This window comes from Acidovorax sp. LjRoot194 (assembly GCF_964253015.1).
GTDB lineage: Bacteria > Pseudomonadota > Gammaproteobacteria > Burkholderiales > Burkholderiaceae_C > Acidovorax.
Genome location: NZ_CAXUQB020000001.1, coordinates 1,890,307 through 1,904,499, shown reverse-complemented (window position 1 = coordinate 1,904,499; position 14,193 = coordinate 1,890,307). Strand labels below are relative to the sequence as shown.

Below are 14,193 nucleotides of genomic sequence, written 5' to 3'. Positions count from 1 at the left end.
CGCTCAGCGGTACTTCGCGTCCGCAGCCTTGGCTGCCGCGATTTCGCCTTCGTACCGGTCGCCCACGGCCAGGAGCATGTCTTTCGTGAAGTACAGGTCGCCACGCTTTTCGCCGTGGTATTCGAGGATGTGCGTCTCGACGATGGAGTCCACCGGGCAGCTTTCTTCGCAGAAGCCGCAGAAGATGCACTTGGTCAGGTCGATGTCGTAGCGCGTGGTACGGCGCGAGCCGTCCTCACGCACATCCGATTCGATGGTGATGGCCATGGCGGGGCACACGGCCTCGCACAGCTTGCAGGCGATGCAGCGCTCTTCGCCGTTTTCATAACGGCGCAGCGCGTGCAGGCCGCGGAAACGCGGCGACAGAGGGGTCTTTTCTTCAGGGAACTGCACTGTCACCTTGCGGCGAAACGCATAGCGACCGGTCAGGGCCATGCCCTTGAGCAGTTCCACGAGCATGAAGCTCTTGAAGAAGTCTTTGAACGAGAAAGGTGCAGCAGCAACAACGGCAGTCATTTTTGTGTCCCGCTTATTTCCAGATGTTCCAGGGCGACAGCAGCCATCCACCCACGAAGAGCAGATACACCAGCGTCACCGGGATGAAGATCTTCCAGCCCAGACGCATGATCTGGTCATAGCGGAAGCGCGGGAAGGTGGCACGGATCCAGATGAACATGGACACCACCAGGAAAGTCTTGATACCCAGCCAGATCCAGCCCGGAATGAACGAGAGGAACTCAACCGGAGGCAGCCAGCCACCCAGGAACATGAGCGCGGCCAGGATGGACACGAGCCACATGCTGGCGTATTCGGCCAGGAAGAAGATGGCAAAGCCCATGCCCGAATACTCGACCATGTGGCCGGCCACGATTTCGGCTTCGCCTTCGACCACGTCGAAGGGGTGGCGGTTGGTCTCGGCCACACCGGAGATCAGGTACACCAGGAAGATCGGCAGCAGGGGCAGCCAGTTCCACGACAGGAACGACAGGCCCATGTTGGCGGCCATGCCGCGGCTTTGGGACATGACGATCTCGGTCAGGTTCATGCTGCCCGACACCATGATCACCACCAGGAAGCAAAAGCCCATGGCGATTTCATAGCTCACCATTTGTGCTGAAGCCCGCAGCGCGCCCAGAAAGGCGTACTTGGAGTTCGATGCCCAGCCGGCAATGATCACGCCATACACCTCGATGGAGGTGATGGCCATCACCAGCAGCAGGCCCGCATTGACATTGGCCAGGGCCACGTCGGGGCCGAAGGGGATCGCGACCCAGGCGGCCAGCGCCGGCATGATGGCCATGACCGGGCCGAGCACGAACAAGCCCTTGCTCGCAGCCGTGGGCTGGATGATTTCCTTGGTCAGCAGCTTGAGCGCGTCGGCGATGGGCTGCAGCAGACCCATGGGGCCCACGCGGTTGGGACCGTGGCGCACCTGCATGAAGCCAAGCAGCTTGCGCTCCCACAGCGTGAGGTAGGCCACGGCACCCATCAGGGGCGCCAGAATGCAGACGATCTTGATCAGCACCCAGAGCACAGGCCAGACGGCACCCGTCCACCAGCCGAAGGCCAGCAGGTTCAGGCCCGCGTTGTAGATCGCGTCGATCATGCAGCGACTCCTTCACGAGCCAGGCGCGCATCAGCCGTGAGCTGCAGCGACGTGGAACGGCGCACGAGGCCGTCGAGTTGGTAGATGGAAGCGACCACAGGCTCACCGGCCGATCCTGCCGCAGCAGGCACCGCCGCCGTCACCACATTGGACAGCTGTTCAGCGGGCACGCGGGTGAGCGTACCGGCCGCCGCGTTGGTGGCGCGTGCCAGCACGTCTTGCGAGGTCTCGAAGTCGAAACCGGACACACCCAGCAGATTGGCCAGCACACGCAGCACCTTCCACGCAGGGCGGGTATCGCCGAGCGGGCGCACCACGGCATGGAAGCTTTGCAGGCGGCCTTCGGCGTTGATGAAGCTGCCGGAAGTTTCAGTGAAGGGAGCAATTGGCAACAGAACGTCACTGAACTCCAGGTTGGCCTTGAAGGGGCTCAAGGTCACCACCATCTCTGCACCAGACAGCGCAGCAGCAGCGTTGGCACCTGCAGCCGAGTCATAAACAGGCTCGGTGTTGAGCAGCAAAGCCGCCTTCAGTCCACCCGAGAGCATCTGGCCCGCACTCAATCCACCGTTCACAGGATGAGCACCCGCAAACTGCGCGCCCACCGTATTGGCGGCTTCCGTCAGATAGCCCACGGACGCACCCGTGTTCTCGCCAATCCAGTTGGCCAGAGCGAGCAATTGCGTGGCCTGCGCGTGGTGCGCTGCGGCGTTGCCCAGCAGCACGGCCTTACGTTCGCCGCCCAGCAGCGAGCGGGCAATGGCCTGGGTGGCGTCGTTGTGGGCTGCAGCACCTTGAGGAGCGGCAACGCCCTTTTCCTGGGCCACGGCGGAGGCAATGCCACCGAGCGTCTGCACCCATTCGTCGGCGCCTTGCGCCATGAACGACTGCACGGGCATGGCCCAATCTTGGGCGACCGAACCCACTGCGCTGACCTGAGCGCCATGGCGGGCAGCCTGGCGGATGCGCTGTGCGAACAGCGGATGGTCCTTGCGCAGGTTGGAACCCACCACCAGCACGCGTTGCAGCGTGGACAGCGAAGCGATGGACGTACCCAGCCAGCGGATGCCTTCGGGCGCGGCGAACTCGGCGTTGCGCAGGCGGTAGTCGATGTTGTCGCTGCCTAGGCCGCGCACCAGCGCGCCGGCCAGGTACAGCTCCTCGACCGTGCTGTGTGGGCTGACCAGGGCGCCGATGCTGCCCACGCCGTGGTCGTTCTTGATGTTCTTGAGGCCGTTGGCCACGTACTCGAGCGCGGTCTGCCAGTCGACGGTCTTCCAGACACCGCCCTGCTTGAGCATGGGCTGGGTCAGGCGGTCGTCGCTGTTGAGCGATTCATAAGAGAAGCGGTCGCGGTCGGCGATCCAGCACTCGTTGACGGCTTCGTTCTCGAGCGGCACCACGCGCATCACCTTGTGGTTCTTGACCTGAACGATCAGGTTGGAGCCGGTGGAGTCGTGTGGGCTGACGGAGCGGCGGCGCGAGAGTTCCCAGGTGCGGGCGCTGTAGCGGAACGGCTTGCTCGTGAGCGCGCCCACGGGGCAGATGTCGATCATGTTGCCCGACAGCTCGGAGTCCACGGTATCGCCCACCACGGTGGTGATCTCGGAGTGCTCGCCACGGTGGATCATCCCGAGCTCCATCACGCCGGCCACTTCCTGGCCGAAGCGCACGCAGCGGGTGCAGTGGATGCAGCGGCTCATCTCTTCCATGGAGATCAGCGGGCCGACGTCCTTGTGGAAGACCACGCGCTTTTCTTCCTCGTAGCGCGAGGACGAACCGCCGTAGCCGACGGCCAGGTCCTGCAGCTGGCACTCACCGCCCTGGTCGCAGATGGGGCAGTCCAGCGGGTGGTTGATCAGCAGAAACTCCATGACCGACGCCTGGGCCTTGATGGCCTTGTCGCTCTTGGTGCGTACGATCATGCCCTGCGTCACCGGCGTGGCGCAGGCAGGCATGGGCTTGGGAGCCTTCTCGACGTCCACCAGGCACATGCGGCAGTTGGCGGCGATCGAGAGCTTCTTGTGGTAGCAGAAATGCGGAATGTACGTGCCCGCCTTCTCGGCTGCATGCATCACCATGCAGCCTTCGGCGACTTCCACTTTCTGACCGTCCAGTTCAATTTCAACCATATGTCTTCTCGCGATCAGGCGGAGGTCGCGGCCTGGGAGGCGTTGTTCCGGATCAGTGCTTCAAACTCGGGACGGAAATGCTTGAGCATGGCGCGCACCGGCATTGCGGCGGCGTCGCCCAGCGCGCAGATCGTGCGGCCCTGGATGTTGTCTGCCACCGAATTGAGCAGGTCCAGGTCGCCCGTGCGGCCCTGGTTGTGCTGAATGCGGTCGATCACGCGCCACATCCAGCCCGTGCCTTCGCGGCAGGGCGTGCATTGGCCGCAGGATTCGTGCGAATAGAAGTACGACAGGCGCAGCAGGCTCTCGACCATGCTGCGGGAGTCGTCCATCACGATCACGGCACCCGAGCCCAGCATGGAGCCGGCCTTGGCGATGGAGTCGTAGTCCATCGTGCATTCCATGATGACGGACGCGGGCAGCACCGGGGAGGACGAGCCACCCGGGATCACCGCCTTGAGCTGGCGGCCCTTGCGCACGCCACCGGCCAGTTCAAGCAGCTTGGCAAACGGGGTGCCCATGGGCACTTCGTAGTTGCCGGGCTTTTCCACGTCGCCGGAGACCGAGAAAATCTTGGTGCCGCCGTTGTTCGGCTTGCCACACTCAAGATACGCCGCACCGCCATTGCGGATGATCCACGGCACGGCCGCGAAGGTCTCGGTGTTGTTGATGGTGGTGGGCTTGCCGTACAGACCGAAGCTGGCCGGAAACGGTGGCTTGAAGCGCGGTTGGCCCTTCTTGCCTTCCAGCGATTCGAGCAACGCGGTTTCTTCGCCGCAGATGTAGGCGCCGAAACCGTGCGCTGCATGCAACTGGAAGCTGAAGTTGCTGCCCAGGATCTTGTCGCCCAGGTAACCCGCAGCGCGTGCTTCTTCGAGCGCTTCTTCGAAGCGGTCGTAGGTCTGGAAGATTTCGCCGTGGATGTAGTTGTAGCCCACGGAGATGCCCATCGCGTAGGCCGCGATGATCATGCCTTCGATGACGATGTGCGGGTTGAACTGCAGGATGTCGCGGTCCTTGCAGGTGCCCGGCTCGCCTTCGTCCGAGTTGCACACCAGGTACTTCTGGCCCGGGAACGAGCGGGGCATGAAGCTCCACTTGAGACCGGTCGGGAAGCCCGCACCGCCGCGGCCGCGCAGGCCCGATTCCTTGACGGTGGCGATCACCTGGTCTTGCGTCAGGCCTGCGCCTTCGCCCTGGGCCAGGATCTTGCGCAGCGCTTCGTAGCCGCCACGCGCTTCGTAGTCTTTGATGCCCCAGTTCGTGCCATCCAGGCCCGCAACGATCTGCGGGTTGATGTGGCGGTCGTGGAAGCAGGTCTGGACGCCGGTCGCCTGAAACTGCGAGAGGATTTGTGCGGCAGTGGTCATGCTTGCCCCTCTGCGGCCTTGAGGCCGTCGACCAGCTGGTCAAGCTTGTCGGTGTCCATGAAGCTGCACATGGTGCGGTCGTTGACCAGCATCACGGGCGCGTCGGCGCAGGCGCCGAGGCACTCGCACTGCTGCAGCGTGAACAGGCCATCGGGCGTCGTTTGGCCCATGGTCACGCCCAGCTTCTTCTCGAGGTGGTGCAATGCCTTCTGGCCGTCGCGCAGCTGGCAAGGCAGGTTGGTGCAAACGTTGAGCTTGTACTTGCCCGTCGGCTGCTGGTTGTACATGTTGTAGAACGTGGTCACTTCGTGCACCGCGATCTGGGCCATGCCCAGGTAATCGGCGATCACGGACTCGCTCTCGACGCTGACCCAGCCCTGCTCCTGCTGCACGATGGCCAGGCAGGCCATCACGGCGGACTGCGCCTGCTCGGGCGGGTACTTGGCCACTTCACGCGCAAAACGGGCAAGCGTCGCCTCGGTGATGGCGGCAGCGGTGCCCGCAGCGGGGTTCTTCGATTCGGTCGTACTACTCATCGGTCAATCTCCCCGAACACGATATCCATGGTGCCGATGATGGCCACGGCGTCGGCGATCATGTGACCACGGGCCATTTCGTCGAGCGTAGCCAGGTGGGCAAAGCCAGGAGCGCGGATCTTCAGACGGTAAGGCTTGTTGGCGCCATCGCTCACGAGATAGATGCCGAACTCGCCCTTGGGATGCTCGACGGCGGCGTAAGCCTCGCCCTCGGGCACATGGAAACCTTCAGTGAACAGCTTGAAGTGGTGGATCAGCTCTTCCATGTTGGACTTCATGGATTCGCGGGACGGCGCAGCCACCTTGTGGTTGTCCGTGATCACCGGGCCGGGGTTGGCGCGCAGCCAGTCCACGCACTGCTTGATGATGCGGTTGGACTCGCGCATTTCATGCACGCGCACCAGGTAGCGGTCGTAGCAATCGCCCGTCTTGCCCACCGGCACATCGAAGTCCATGCGGTCGTACACGTCGTAGGGCTGCGTCTTGCGCAGGTCCCAGGCAATGCCCGAGCCCCGCAGCATGGGGCCGGTCATGCCCAGGTTCAGCGCGCGCTCCGGGGGCACCACGCCGATGCCGACGGTGCGCTGCTTCCAGATGCGGTTGTCGGTCAGCAGGGTTTCGTACTCATCCACACAGGCGGGGAAGCGCTGCGTGAAGTCGTCGATGAAGTCGAGCATGGAACCTTGGCGGTTCTTGTTCATGGCCTCCAGGGCCTTGGCGTTCTTGATCTTGCTGACCTTGTACTGCGGCATGGAATCCGGCAGGTCGCGGTACACGCCGCCCGGACGGAAGTACGCCGCGTGCATGCGCGCGCCGGAGACGGCTTCGTACATGTCGAACAGGTCTTCACGCTCGCGGAAGGTGTAGATCAGGATGGTGGAGCTGCCGCAATCGTTGCCGTGCGAACCGAGCCACATCAGGTGGTTCAGCAGACGGGTGATTTCGGAGAACATCACACGGATGTACTGCGCGCGGATGGGCACTTCCAGGCCCATCAGCTTCTCGATGGCCAGGCAGTAGGCGTGCTCGTTGCACATCATCGAGACGTAGTCCAGCCGGTCCATGTAGGGCAGCGACTGGATATAGGTCTTGTGCTCGGCGAGCTTTTCGGTCGCGCGATGCAGCAGGCCGATGTGGGGGTCGGCGCGCTGCACGACTTCGCCGTCGAGCTCGAGCACCAGCCGCAGCACGCCGTGTGCTGCCGGGTGCTGCGGACCAAAGTTCAGGGAGTAGTTCTTGATTTCAGCCATGGTGGGTCACGTGGGGCGCAGGGCGCCTTAGTGCAGGCCTCCGTACTTGTCTTCGCGGATGATGCGCGGCGTGATTTCACGCGGCTCGATCGACACGGGCTCGTACACCACGCGGCGCTGCTCGGTGTCATAGCGCATCTCGACGTGGCCCGACAGCGGGAAGTCCTTGCGGAAAGGATGGCCGATGAAGCCGTAGTCCGTCAGGATGCGGCGCAGATCGTTGTGGCCGTCGAACACGATGCCAAACAGATCGAACGCTTCGCGCTCGTACCAGTTGGCAGAGCTCCAGAGGTCGGACACAGATGCCACCACCGGAAAATCGTCGTCCGCGCAGAACACCTTCACGCGCACGCGCTGGTTCAGGCTGACGGACAGCAGGTGCGACACCACGCAATAGCGCGCGCCTTCATGCACCTGGTCGGCGTAGGAGGAGTAGTCCACCCCGCACAGATCCACCAGTTGTTCGAAACGGCAACCTTCGGCATCGCGCAGGACGCGCATCGCTTCGAGGTAATCGGCCGCAGCAACCACCACGGTCACCTCTTCCAGGGCGATCGAGATCTGGCGCACCTTGGAGCCCAAGGCCGCGGCGATGTGGTCCTTGAGTTTTTCAGGCCGAATGGCAACAGAAGTCATCATCAACCCTTCAGACACGAGCAATGGTGTTGGTGCGGCGGATCTTCTGCTGCAGCTGGATGATGCCGTAGATCAGCGCTTCCGCCGTGGGCGGGCAACCCGGCACGTAGACATCCACAGGCACGATGCGGTCGCAGCCACGCACCACGGAGTAGCTGTAGTGGTAGTAGCCGCCGCCGTTGGCGCAAGACCCCATGGACAGCACCCAGCGGGGCTCCGACATCTGGTCGTACACCTTGCGCAGTGCCGGCGCCATCTTGTTGCACAGCGTGCCGGCCACGATCATCAGATCGGACTGGCGGGGGCTGGCGCGGAACACTTCGGCACCGAAGCGGCCGATGTCGTAGCGCGCTGCCGCCGCGTGCATCATTTCGACCGCGCAGCAGGCCAGACCGAAGGTCATGGGCCACAGCGAGCCGGTTTTGGCCCAATTCACCACGGAGTCATAGCTCGTGGTGATGAAGCCTTCCTTCATCACGCCTTCAATCATTGCATCATCCTTGTGCTTGCTGCAAAAGCCAGCTCATTCCCAATCCAGGGCACCCTTTTTCCATTCGTAGGCAAAACCCACGACCAGGATGGCCAGGAAAATCACGACCGCCACGAATCCAGCGATGCCCACCTCATGCAAGGTAACGGCCCACGGAAAGAGAAAGGCGATTTCGAGATCGAACAGAATGAACAAGATGGCCACGAGGTAGTAGCGCACGTCGAATTTCATTCGCGCGTCCTCGAAGGCCTCAAAGCCGCATTCGTAGGGGGAGTTTTTTGCGGCATCCGGGCGATTGGGGCCCAGTATGTAGCCTAGTACCAAGGGGACAACGCCAACGGCGATGCCAACCAAGATGAACAAAAGGACGGGGAGGTACTGATCGAGGTTCATCTTGAGGATGTGCTCACCGCTGTAGCCTGGCCCGACATGTCCTTCGCAGGGCATGTCGGGGAGGCCTTTGTTTTGGTGCCGTCGGCGAGACTCGAACTCGCACAGCTTTCGCCACTACCCCCTCAAGATAGCGTGTCTACCAATTTCACCACGACGGCTGATGTGTGCATCTGGATGGCATGAGGAACCTTGCGGTTTTGGCTTTCCAGACAATCCGGGATTCTACTCCGGAAAAACCCTGGTTCGGCTTTGCCGAACCAATTTAGGGCAGATTATTTGGTCGGAATCTGCGCAGCGCCCGATGCCGGTACGGCAGGAGCAACAGGCACTTCGGGCGCCGACGCAGCAGGCGCCGAACCAGCAGGCACTGCAGCTGCCGGAGACTCCAGCACGCTGCCCGTGCCTGCGGGACGGGAATTGCCGAAATAGGCCAGCGCCAGGGTTGCCACGAAGAAAACAGCCGCCAGCACTGCCGTGCTGCGGGACAGAAAGTTGGCACTGCCGCTGGCGCCGAAAAGGCTGCCCGAGGTACCACTGCCGAAGGCGGCGCCCATGTCGGCACCCTTGCCATGCTGGACCAGAACCAGTCCGATCATCCCCAGCGCCGACAGCATCTGCACTGCCAAAACCACATTCACGATCACGTTCATTCTCTGTTCACTCCTGATTGAATAGATACTTGGACCACCACCTCAACGGGCGGCGGCAATGATTTGTAAAAAGTCGGGGGCCTTCAAGGAAGCTCCGCCGACGAGCCCGCCATCGATATCGGGCTGCGCAAGCAATTGCGCTGCGTTGGCGGCATTCATGCTGCCGCCGTACAGCAGACGGATACGGTCGGCGTGCTCGCTGGCAGCGGCCAGTTGCGCCCGCAGCACGGCATGCACGGCCTGCGCCTGTTCAGGCGATGCCGTGCGGCCTGTCCCGATCGCCCACACCGGCTCATACGCCACCACCACTTCACTGATGCAGTGGCCATTGAGATGAATGACAGCAGCGAGTTGGCGCTTGACCACCACCTCGGTCTGCCCTGCTTCGCGCTCCTGCAGGGTTTCGCCCACACAGACGATCGGCGTCACGCCGGCCGCCAGTGCGCGCTGCGCCTTTTCGGCCACCACCACGTCGGTTTCCCCGTGGTATTGGCGGCGTTCGGAGTGCCCCACCAGGGCATACCGCACGCCGAAGTCCTTGAGCATGCCTGCGGACACCTCACCGGTGAACGCACCTGCTTCATGCTGCGACACATCCTGCGATGCGACAGACACTGCAGACCCGGAAGTGAGCGACTGCACCTGCGCCAGATAAGGCGCAGGCACTGCCACGGCCACATCGCAAACGGCATCACCCAAGCCCGCAATGATGGCCCGGAGCAGCGCTTCGTTGGCAGCCAGGCTGCCGTTCATCTTCCAGTTGCCGGCAATGAGTTTCTTCTTGCTGTTCATGATCACCACGTCAAAACGATCTTGCCAATGTGCTGGTTCGACTCCATCAGCGCATGCGCGTCGGCCGCATGGGCCGCCTCGAACGTGCTGTGGATGACCGGCCGCACTTTGCCCTCGGCCAGCAAAGGCCACACCTTCTCGCGCAGTGCCTGCGCAATGGCGCCCTTGAACGCCACCGAACGAGGGCGCAGCGTGGAACCGGTGATGGTCAGGCGACGGCGCAGGACCAGCCCCGCATTGAAATCGCCCTTCACCCCGCCCTGCACGGCGATGATGACGATACGGCCATCCTCTGCCAGACACTCCACCTCGCGCGCCACATAGTCGCCGGCCACCATGTCGAGCACCACGTCGACACCTTTGCCATCGGTGATGCGCTGGACCTCGGCCACAAAATCCTGTGACTTGTAGTTGATGGCATGGTGCGCACCCAGCTCCAGGCAGGCTGCGCACTTGCTGTCGCTGCCCGCCGTGGCGATGACCGTCGCACCGAATGCATGCGCCAGCTGCAACGCCGTCACGCCAATGCCGCTGGTGCCGCCCTGCACCAGCAGGCTCTCACCCGCTTGCAGACGACCCCGGTCGAAGACATTGCTCCACACCGTGAAGAAGGTCTCAGGCAGCGATGCCGCCTCGACATCGCTGAACCCCTTGGGCACGGACAAGCACTGGACCACCGGCGCGACGCACCACTGCGCATACCCGCCACCCGCGACCAGCGCACACACCCGATCACCCACGCGGATACCGGCAGCGGCCATCGCGGCAGTGTCGCCGGACTCCACCACGCCCGCCACCTCCAGACCCGGCAGGTCTGAAGTTCCCGGCGGGGGTGCGTAGTGCCCCTTGCGCTGGAGCACATCGGGGCGGTTGATGCCACTGGCCGCCACACGGATCAGGAGTTCGCCATCGCCGGGCTGCGGCACTGGCCGCTCGCCCAGGCGCAGCACCTCCGGCCCGCCGAAAGCGGTGATCTCAACAGCGCGCATGTTGCGGTTCATTGGAAAGCTGGTGTTTGAACGATTTTGGCCGCTACCGCTTGATCAACAAGCGGCAGCAGCTACAAAATCAATAGCAAATAGACCCGTCAGCCGGATCAGCCCACCACCTGCTCGGACGCACCGTCCGAAGCCAGGGATTGCTGCTGTTGCTGTTGCTGGTCACCCGATGGGCGGCCGCCGTCACGACCATGGTCGCGGCGGGGTTCGCGGTCGCCGCGCTCTGCAGGTGCAGGGCGATCACTGCCACCGGCAGGACGGTCCGACAGCACCTTCATCGAGAGCTTGATACGGCCCTTCTCGTCGGTTTCCATGACCTTGACCTTCACGATCTGGCCTTCGGTCAGGTAGTCGGACACCTTCTCGACACGCTCGTGCGCGATCTGGCTGATGTGCAGCAGGCCATCCTTGCCAGGCAGCAGGTTGATCAGTGCACCGAAGTCCAGGATCTTCGTCACAGGGCCTTCGTAGATCTTGCCGATCTCGACTTCGGCCGTGATCTGCTCGATGCGCTTCTTGGCGACGTCGGCCTTCGCTGCGTCGGTCGCGGCGATGGTGATCGTGCCGTCTTCCTCGATGTTGATCTGGCAGCCCGTCTCTTCGGTCAGCGCACGGATCACCGCACCGCCCTTGCCGATCACGTCACGGATCTTCTCGGGGTTGATCTTCATCGTGTAGAGCTTGGGCGCGAAATCGGACACTTCGGTCTTGGCTTCACCCATGGCTTCCTGCATCTTGCCCAGGATGTGCATGCGCGCTTCCTTGGCCTGTGCCAATGCGACCTGCATGATTTCTTTGGTGATGCCCTGGATCTTGATGTCCATCTGCAGCGCGGTGATGCCGCTGGTGGTACCGGCCACCTTGAAGTCCATGTCGCCCAGATGATCTTCGTCACCCAGGATGTCGGTCAGCACGGCAAAACGGTTGTCTTCCTTGATCAGACCCATGGCGATACCAGCCACGTGGGCCTTCATCGGCACGCCGGCGTCCATCATCGACAGGCAGCCGCCGCAGACCGAAGCCATGGACGAAGAACCGTTGGATTCCGTGATTTCCGACACCACGCGGATGGTGTAGGGAAACTCTTCCTTGGTCGGCAGCACGGCGATCAGCGCGCGCTTGGCCAGACGGCCATGACCCACTTCGCGGCGCTTGGTAGAGCCCATGCGGCCCACTTCGCCAGTGGCAAAGGGAGGCATGTTGTAGTGGAACATGAAGCGGTCTTCGAACTCGCCGGCCAGCGCGTCGATGCGCTGCGCGTCACGCTCGGTACCCAGCGTGGAGATCACCAGCGCCTGGGTTTCGCCACGCGTGAACAATGCCGAACCGTGGGTACGTGGCAGCAAGGAATTGCGGATTTCGATGGGGCGCACGGTGCGCGTGTCGCGGCCGTCGATGCGGGGCTCGCCAGCCAGGATCTGGCTGCGCACGATCTTGGCTTCGATGTCGAACAGCAGGCCTTCGACCTTCACGGCGTCGAATTCGGCGCCTTCGGCTTTCAGCGACGACAGCACAGAAGCCGTGGCTTCGCGCAGTGCGTGCGTGCGGGCTTGCTTGCTGCGGATCTGGTAGGCAGCGCGCAGCTTTTCTTCGGCCAGTTGCGAGACCTTAGCGATGAAGGGCTCGTCCTTGGCAGGCGGCTGCCAGTCCCACACGGGCTTGCCGGCTTCGCGCACCAGTTCATGGATGGCGTTGATGGCGGCCTTGCCTTGTTCGTGGCCAAACACCACAGCGCCCAGCATCACGTCTTCGGGCAGTTGCTGCGCTTCGGACTCGACCATCAGCACGGCAGCTTCGGTACCGGCCACGACCAGGTCCATCTGCGAGTTCTTGCGGGCGGTCTGGCCAGGGTTCAGCACGTATTCGCCGTTGATGTAGCCCACGCGCGCGGCACCGATGGGGCCGTTGAACGGGAGGCCGGAGATCGACAGCGCAGCGCTCACGGCGATCATGGCGGCGATGTCAGCGTCCACTTCTGGGTTCAGCGAAATGGTGTGAATGACCACATGCACGTCGTTGTGGAAGCCTTCGGGGAACAGTGGGCGGATCGGGCGGTCGATCAGGCGGCTGGTCAGCGTTTCGAGTTCGCTGGGCTTGGCTTCACGCTTGAAGAAGCTGCCGGGGATCTTGCCGGCGGCGTACGTCTTCTCGATGTAGTCGACAGTCAGCGGGAAGAAATCCTGGCCTGCCTTGGCGATCTTGGAGCCCACCACGGTGGCCAGCACCACGGTGTCGTCGATGTTGACCAGCACGGCGCCGGAGGCCTGGCGTGCGATTTCGCCCGTTTCCATGACGACTGTCTTGTCGCCCCACTGGAAGGACTTGGTCACTTTGTTGAAGATGGTCATGATGACTCCTTTTGCTTCGGTTTATGTAGCTGGCTACGCAGAGCCAGCAAGGGCCGGAGGCAATTCAGAACACGATGCCATTCCAGCGGTGCTATCACCCTCGACCAGGGCATCAGGACCATTGGAATGACACAGCTTCGCTCTGTTTTGCGTCTCCGAAGTAAAAAACGCCTGAGCTAGCGTGCTAACCCAGGCGTTTTGACATGCGAATGCGCTTACTTACGCAGACCCAGCTTGGCGATCAGAGCCGTGTAGCGGTCAGCGTCCTTGGCCTTCAGGTAGTCCAGCAGCTTGCGGCGGCGGCTCACCATGCGCAGCAGGCCGCGGCGACCGTGGTGGTCCTTGGCGTGCGTCTTGAAGTGAGGGGTCAGTTCGTTGATGCGAGCGGTCAGCAGAGCGACTTGGACTTCTGGGCTACCGGTGTCATTGGCAGCGCGGGCGTTGGCCTTGACGACTTCGGCCTTGATGGAGGATGCGATCATTGGTTTTCCTTGGATTGGGCCTGCAGGATGATGTGCGGGCCGTGGTTTTTACTTGCGCCAGCGGCTGGAACGGCCACCGGCGTGCGTCTTGCACCGTGCAAAACCTCACTATTATAGCCTTGGATGGAATTTGCCCCTCCCAAGATTGACCTGCTCGCTGCCCCAACAACAATCACACCACGAAAATTGCCATGTCTCACAGGCGAAATGCCCTTCTGCACGCAACGAACACGCCCTTGCAACTCGCAAGAAATTTGCTCATTCGGACGGCTGCGTGCATTACAGCTGTAGCGCTAATGGGCAGTCCCGTCCCAGTGCTAGCCAAAAGTGGAGCCAACGATGGCCCCCCTCTCGCCCCTGCTTCTACCAGGAAGAAAGGATCTAGCAAGGTTACATATCAGCGCAGCACTTCTGAAGAATCACACAGTGAACACGACCGAAGAATGGCTAGGGAATGCAAAGGCATGCACAACGCTGGCGCATGCAGAGGCTACACCCGCTAGGACAAAG

General features: G+C 62.5%; 14 protein-coding genes and 1 tRNA gene. All 15 read right to left on the bottom strand.

Annotated elements, in window-relative coordinates; translation table 11 throughout:
- Nucleotides 1-3 precede the first annotated feature (3 nt).
- The 15 genes from nuoI to rpsO all read right to left on the bottom strand — a co-directional run bounded on the left by nuoI (nt 4) and on the right by rpsO (nt 13,683).
- Nucleotides 4-516, bottom strand: a complete 513-nt coding sequence (nuoI, locus tag ACSQ3N_RS08715; RefSeq protein WP_056162364.1) for an NADH-quinone oxidoreductase subunit NuoI — start codon at nt 514-516, stop codon at nt 4-6.
- 13 nt (nt 517-529) lie between these two features.
- Entirely contained in the window at nt 530-1,606 is a 1,077-nt protein-coding gene (gene nuoH, locus ACSQ3N_RS08710; RefSeq protein ID WP_056162361.1) for an NADH-quinone oxidoreductase subunit NuoH, read from the bottom strand.
- Nucleotides 1,603-3,738, bottom strand: coding sequence for an NADH-quinone oxidoreductase subunit NuoG (gene nuoG / locus ACSQ3N_RS08705; RefSeq protein WP_056162358.1), 2,136 nt, complete (start codon nt 3,736-3,738; stop codon nt 1,603-1,605). Before nuoG ends, nuoH begins: the two co-directional genes overlap by 4 nt.
- A gap of 14 nt (nt 3,739-3,752) precedes the next feature.
- Nucleotides 3,753-5,108, bottom strand: coding sequence for an NADH-quinone oxidoreductase subunit NuoF (gene nuoF, locus ACSQ3N_RS08700; protein WP_056162355.1), 1,356 nt, complete (start codon nt 5,106-5,108; stop codon nt 3,753-3,755).
- On the bottom strand, nt 5,105-5,644 hold the full coding sequence (nuoE, locus tag ACSQ3N_RS08695) for an NADH-quinone oxidoreductase subunit NuoE (RefSeq protein WP_436146063.1): 540 nt from the start codon (nt 5,642-5,644) through the stop codon (nt 5,105-5,107). Before nuoE ends, nuoF begins: the two co-directional genes overlap by 4 nt.
- The gene (locus ACSQ3N_RS08690; protein WP_056162350.1) at nt 5,641-6,894 is read right to left on the bottom strand and encodes an NADH-quinone oxidoreductase subunit D; all 1,254 of its coding nucleotides are present in this window, start codon (nt 6,892-6,894) and stop codon (nt 5,641-5,643) included. Before ACSQ3N_RS08690 ends, nuoE begins: the two co-directional genes overlap by 4 nt.
- Before the next feature lie 27 nt (nt 6,895-6,921).
- Nucleotides 6,922-7,530, bottom strand: coding sequence for an NADH-quinone oxidoreductase subunit C (locus ACSQ3N_RS08685; RefSeq protein ID WP_056162643.1), 609 nt, complete (start codon nt 7,528-7,530; stop codon nt 6,922-6,924).
- Nucleotides 7,531-7,540: 10 nt separating this feature from the next.
- Nucleotides 7,541-8,020 (bottom strand): NuoB/complex I 20 kDa subunit family protein, encoded by a 480-nt coding sequence (locus ACSQ3N_RS08680; protein WP_007849129.1) that lies wholly within the window; start codon nt 8,018-8,020, stop codon nt 7,541-7,543.
- A 33-nt stretch (nt 8,021-8,053) separates the two neighbouring features.
- Nucleotides 8,054-8,413, bottom strand: a complete 360-nt coding sequence (locus tag ACSQ3N_RS08675) for an NADH-quinone oxidoreductase subunit A (RefSeq protein ID WP_055393226.1) — start codon at nt 8,411-8,413, stop codon at nt 8,054-8,056.
- A gap of 73 nt (nt 8,414-8,486) precedes the next feature.
- Nucleotides 8,487-8,571, bottom strand: a tRNA-Leu gene (locus tag ACSQ3N_RS08670).
- 114 nt (nt 8,572-8,685) lie between these two features.
- Nucleotides 8,686-9,063 (bottom strand): preprotein translocase subunit SecG, encoded by a 378-nt coding sequence (secG, locus tag ACSQ3N_RS08665; RefSeq protein WP_436146062.1) that lies wholly within the window; start codon nt 9,061-9,063, stop codon nt 8,686-8,688.
- 42 nt (nt 9,064-9,105) lie between these two features.
- Nucleotides 9,106-9,855 carry a triose-phosphate isomerase gene (gene tpiA, locus ACSQ3N_RS08660; RefSeq protein ID WP_056162640.1) on the bottom strand — a complete coding sequence of 250 codons (750 nt, stop codon included), beginning with the start codon at nt 9,853-9,855 and terminating at the stop codon, nt 9,106-9,108.
- 2 nt (nt 9,856-9,857) lie between these two features.
- Nucleotides 9,858-10,856: an NAD(P)H-quinone oxidoreductase gene (locus tag ACSQ3N_RS08655; RefSeq protein ID WP_436146061.1), complete on the bottom strand. Its 999-nt coding sequence runs from the start codon at nt 10,854-10,856 to the stop codon at nt 9,858-9,860.
- Nucleotides 10,857-10,951: 95 nt separating this feature from the next.
- Nucleotides 10,952-13,201 (bottom strand): polyribonucleotide nucleotidyltransferase, encoded by a 2,250-nt coding sequence (gene pnp / locus ACSQ3N_RS08650; protein ID WP_056162341.1) that lies wholly within the window; start codon nt 13,199-13,201, stop codon nt 10,952-10,954.
- Between the two features lie 215 nt (nt 13,202-13,416).
- Nucleotides 13,417-13,683, bottom strand: coding sequence for a 30S ribosomal protein S15 (gene rpsO / locus ACSQ3N_RS08645; RefSeq protein ID WP_005793232.1), 267 nt, complete (start codon nt 13,681-13,683; stop codon nt 13,417-13,419).
- Nucleotides 13,684-14,193 lie beyond the last annotated feature (510 nt).

Bases quoted from the DNA above. Each gene is read 5' to 3' on its own strand.
- nuoI (WP_056162364.1), bottom strand. From the start codon at position 516: ATGACTGCCGTTGTTGCTGCTGCACCTTTCTCGTTCAAAGACTTCTTC.
- nuoH (WP_056162361.1), bottom strand. From the start codon at position 1,606: ATGATCGACGCGATCTACAACGCGGGCCTGAACCTGCTGGCCTTCGGC.
- nuoG (WP_056162358.1), bottom strand. From the start codon at position 3,738: ATGGTTGAAATTGAACTGGACGGTCAGAAAGTGGAAGTCGCCGAAGGC.
- nuoF (WP_056162355.1), bottom strand. From the start codon at position 5,108: ATGACCACTGCCGCACAAATCCTCTCGCAGTTTCAGGCGACCGGCGTC.
- nuoE (WP_436146063.1), bottom strand. From the start codon at position 5,644: ATGAGTAGTACGACCGAATCGAAGAACCCCGCTGCGGGCACCGCTGCC.
- ACSQ3N_RS08690 (WP_056162350.1), bottom strand. From the start codon at position 6,894: ATGGCTGAAATCAAGAACTACTCCCTGAACTTTGGTCCGCAGCACCCG.
- ACSQ3N_RS08685 (WP_056162643.1), bottom strand. From the start codon at position 7,530: ATGACTTCTGTTGCCATTCGGCCTGAAAAACTCAAGGACCACATCGCC.
- ACSQ3N_RS08680 (WP_007849129.1), bottom strand. From the start codon at position 8,020: ATGATTGAAGGCGTGATGAAGGAAGGCTTCATCACCACGAGCTATGAC.
- ACSQ3N_RS08675 (WP_055393226.1), bottom strand. From the start codon at position 8,413: ATGAACCTCGATCAGTACCTCCCCGTCCTTTTGTTCATCTTGGTTGGC.
- secG (WP_436146062.1), bottom strand. From the start codon at position 9,063: ATGAACGTGATCGTGAATGTGGTTTTGGCAGTGCAGATGCTGTCGGCG.
- tpiA (WP_056162640.1), bottom strand. From the start codon at position 9,855: ATGAACAGCAAGAAGAAACTCATTGCCGGCAACTGGAAGATGAACGGC.
- ACSQ3N_RS08655 (WP_436146061.1), bottom strand. From the start codon at position 10,856: ATGAACCGCAACATGCGCGCTGTTGAGATCACCGCTTTCGGCGGGCCG.
- pnp (WP_056162341.1), bottom strand. From the start codon at position 13,201: ATGACCATCTTCAACAAAGTGACCAAGTCCTTCCAGTGGGGCGACAAG.
- rpsO (WP_005793232.1), bottom strand. From the start codon at position 13,683: ATGATCGCATCCTCCATCAAGGCCGAAGTCGTCAAGGCCAACGCCCGC.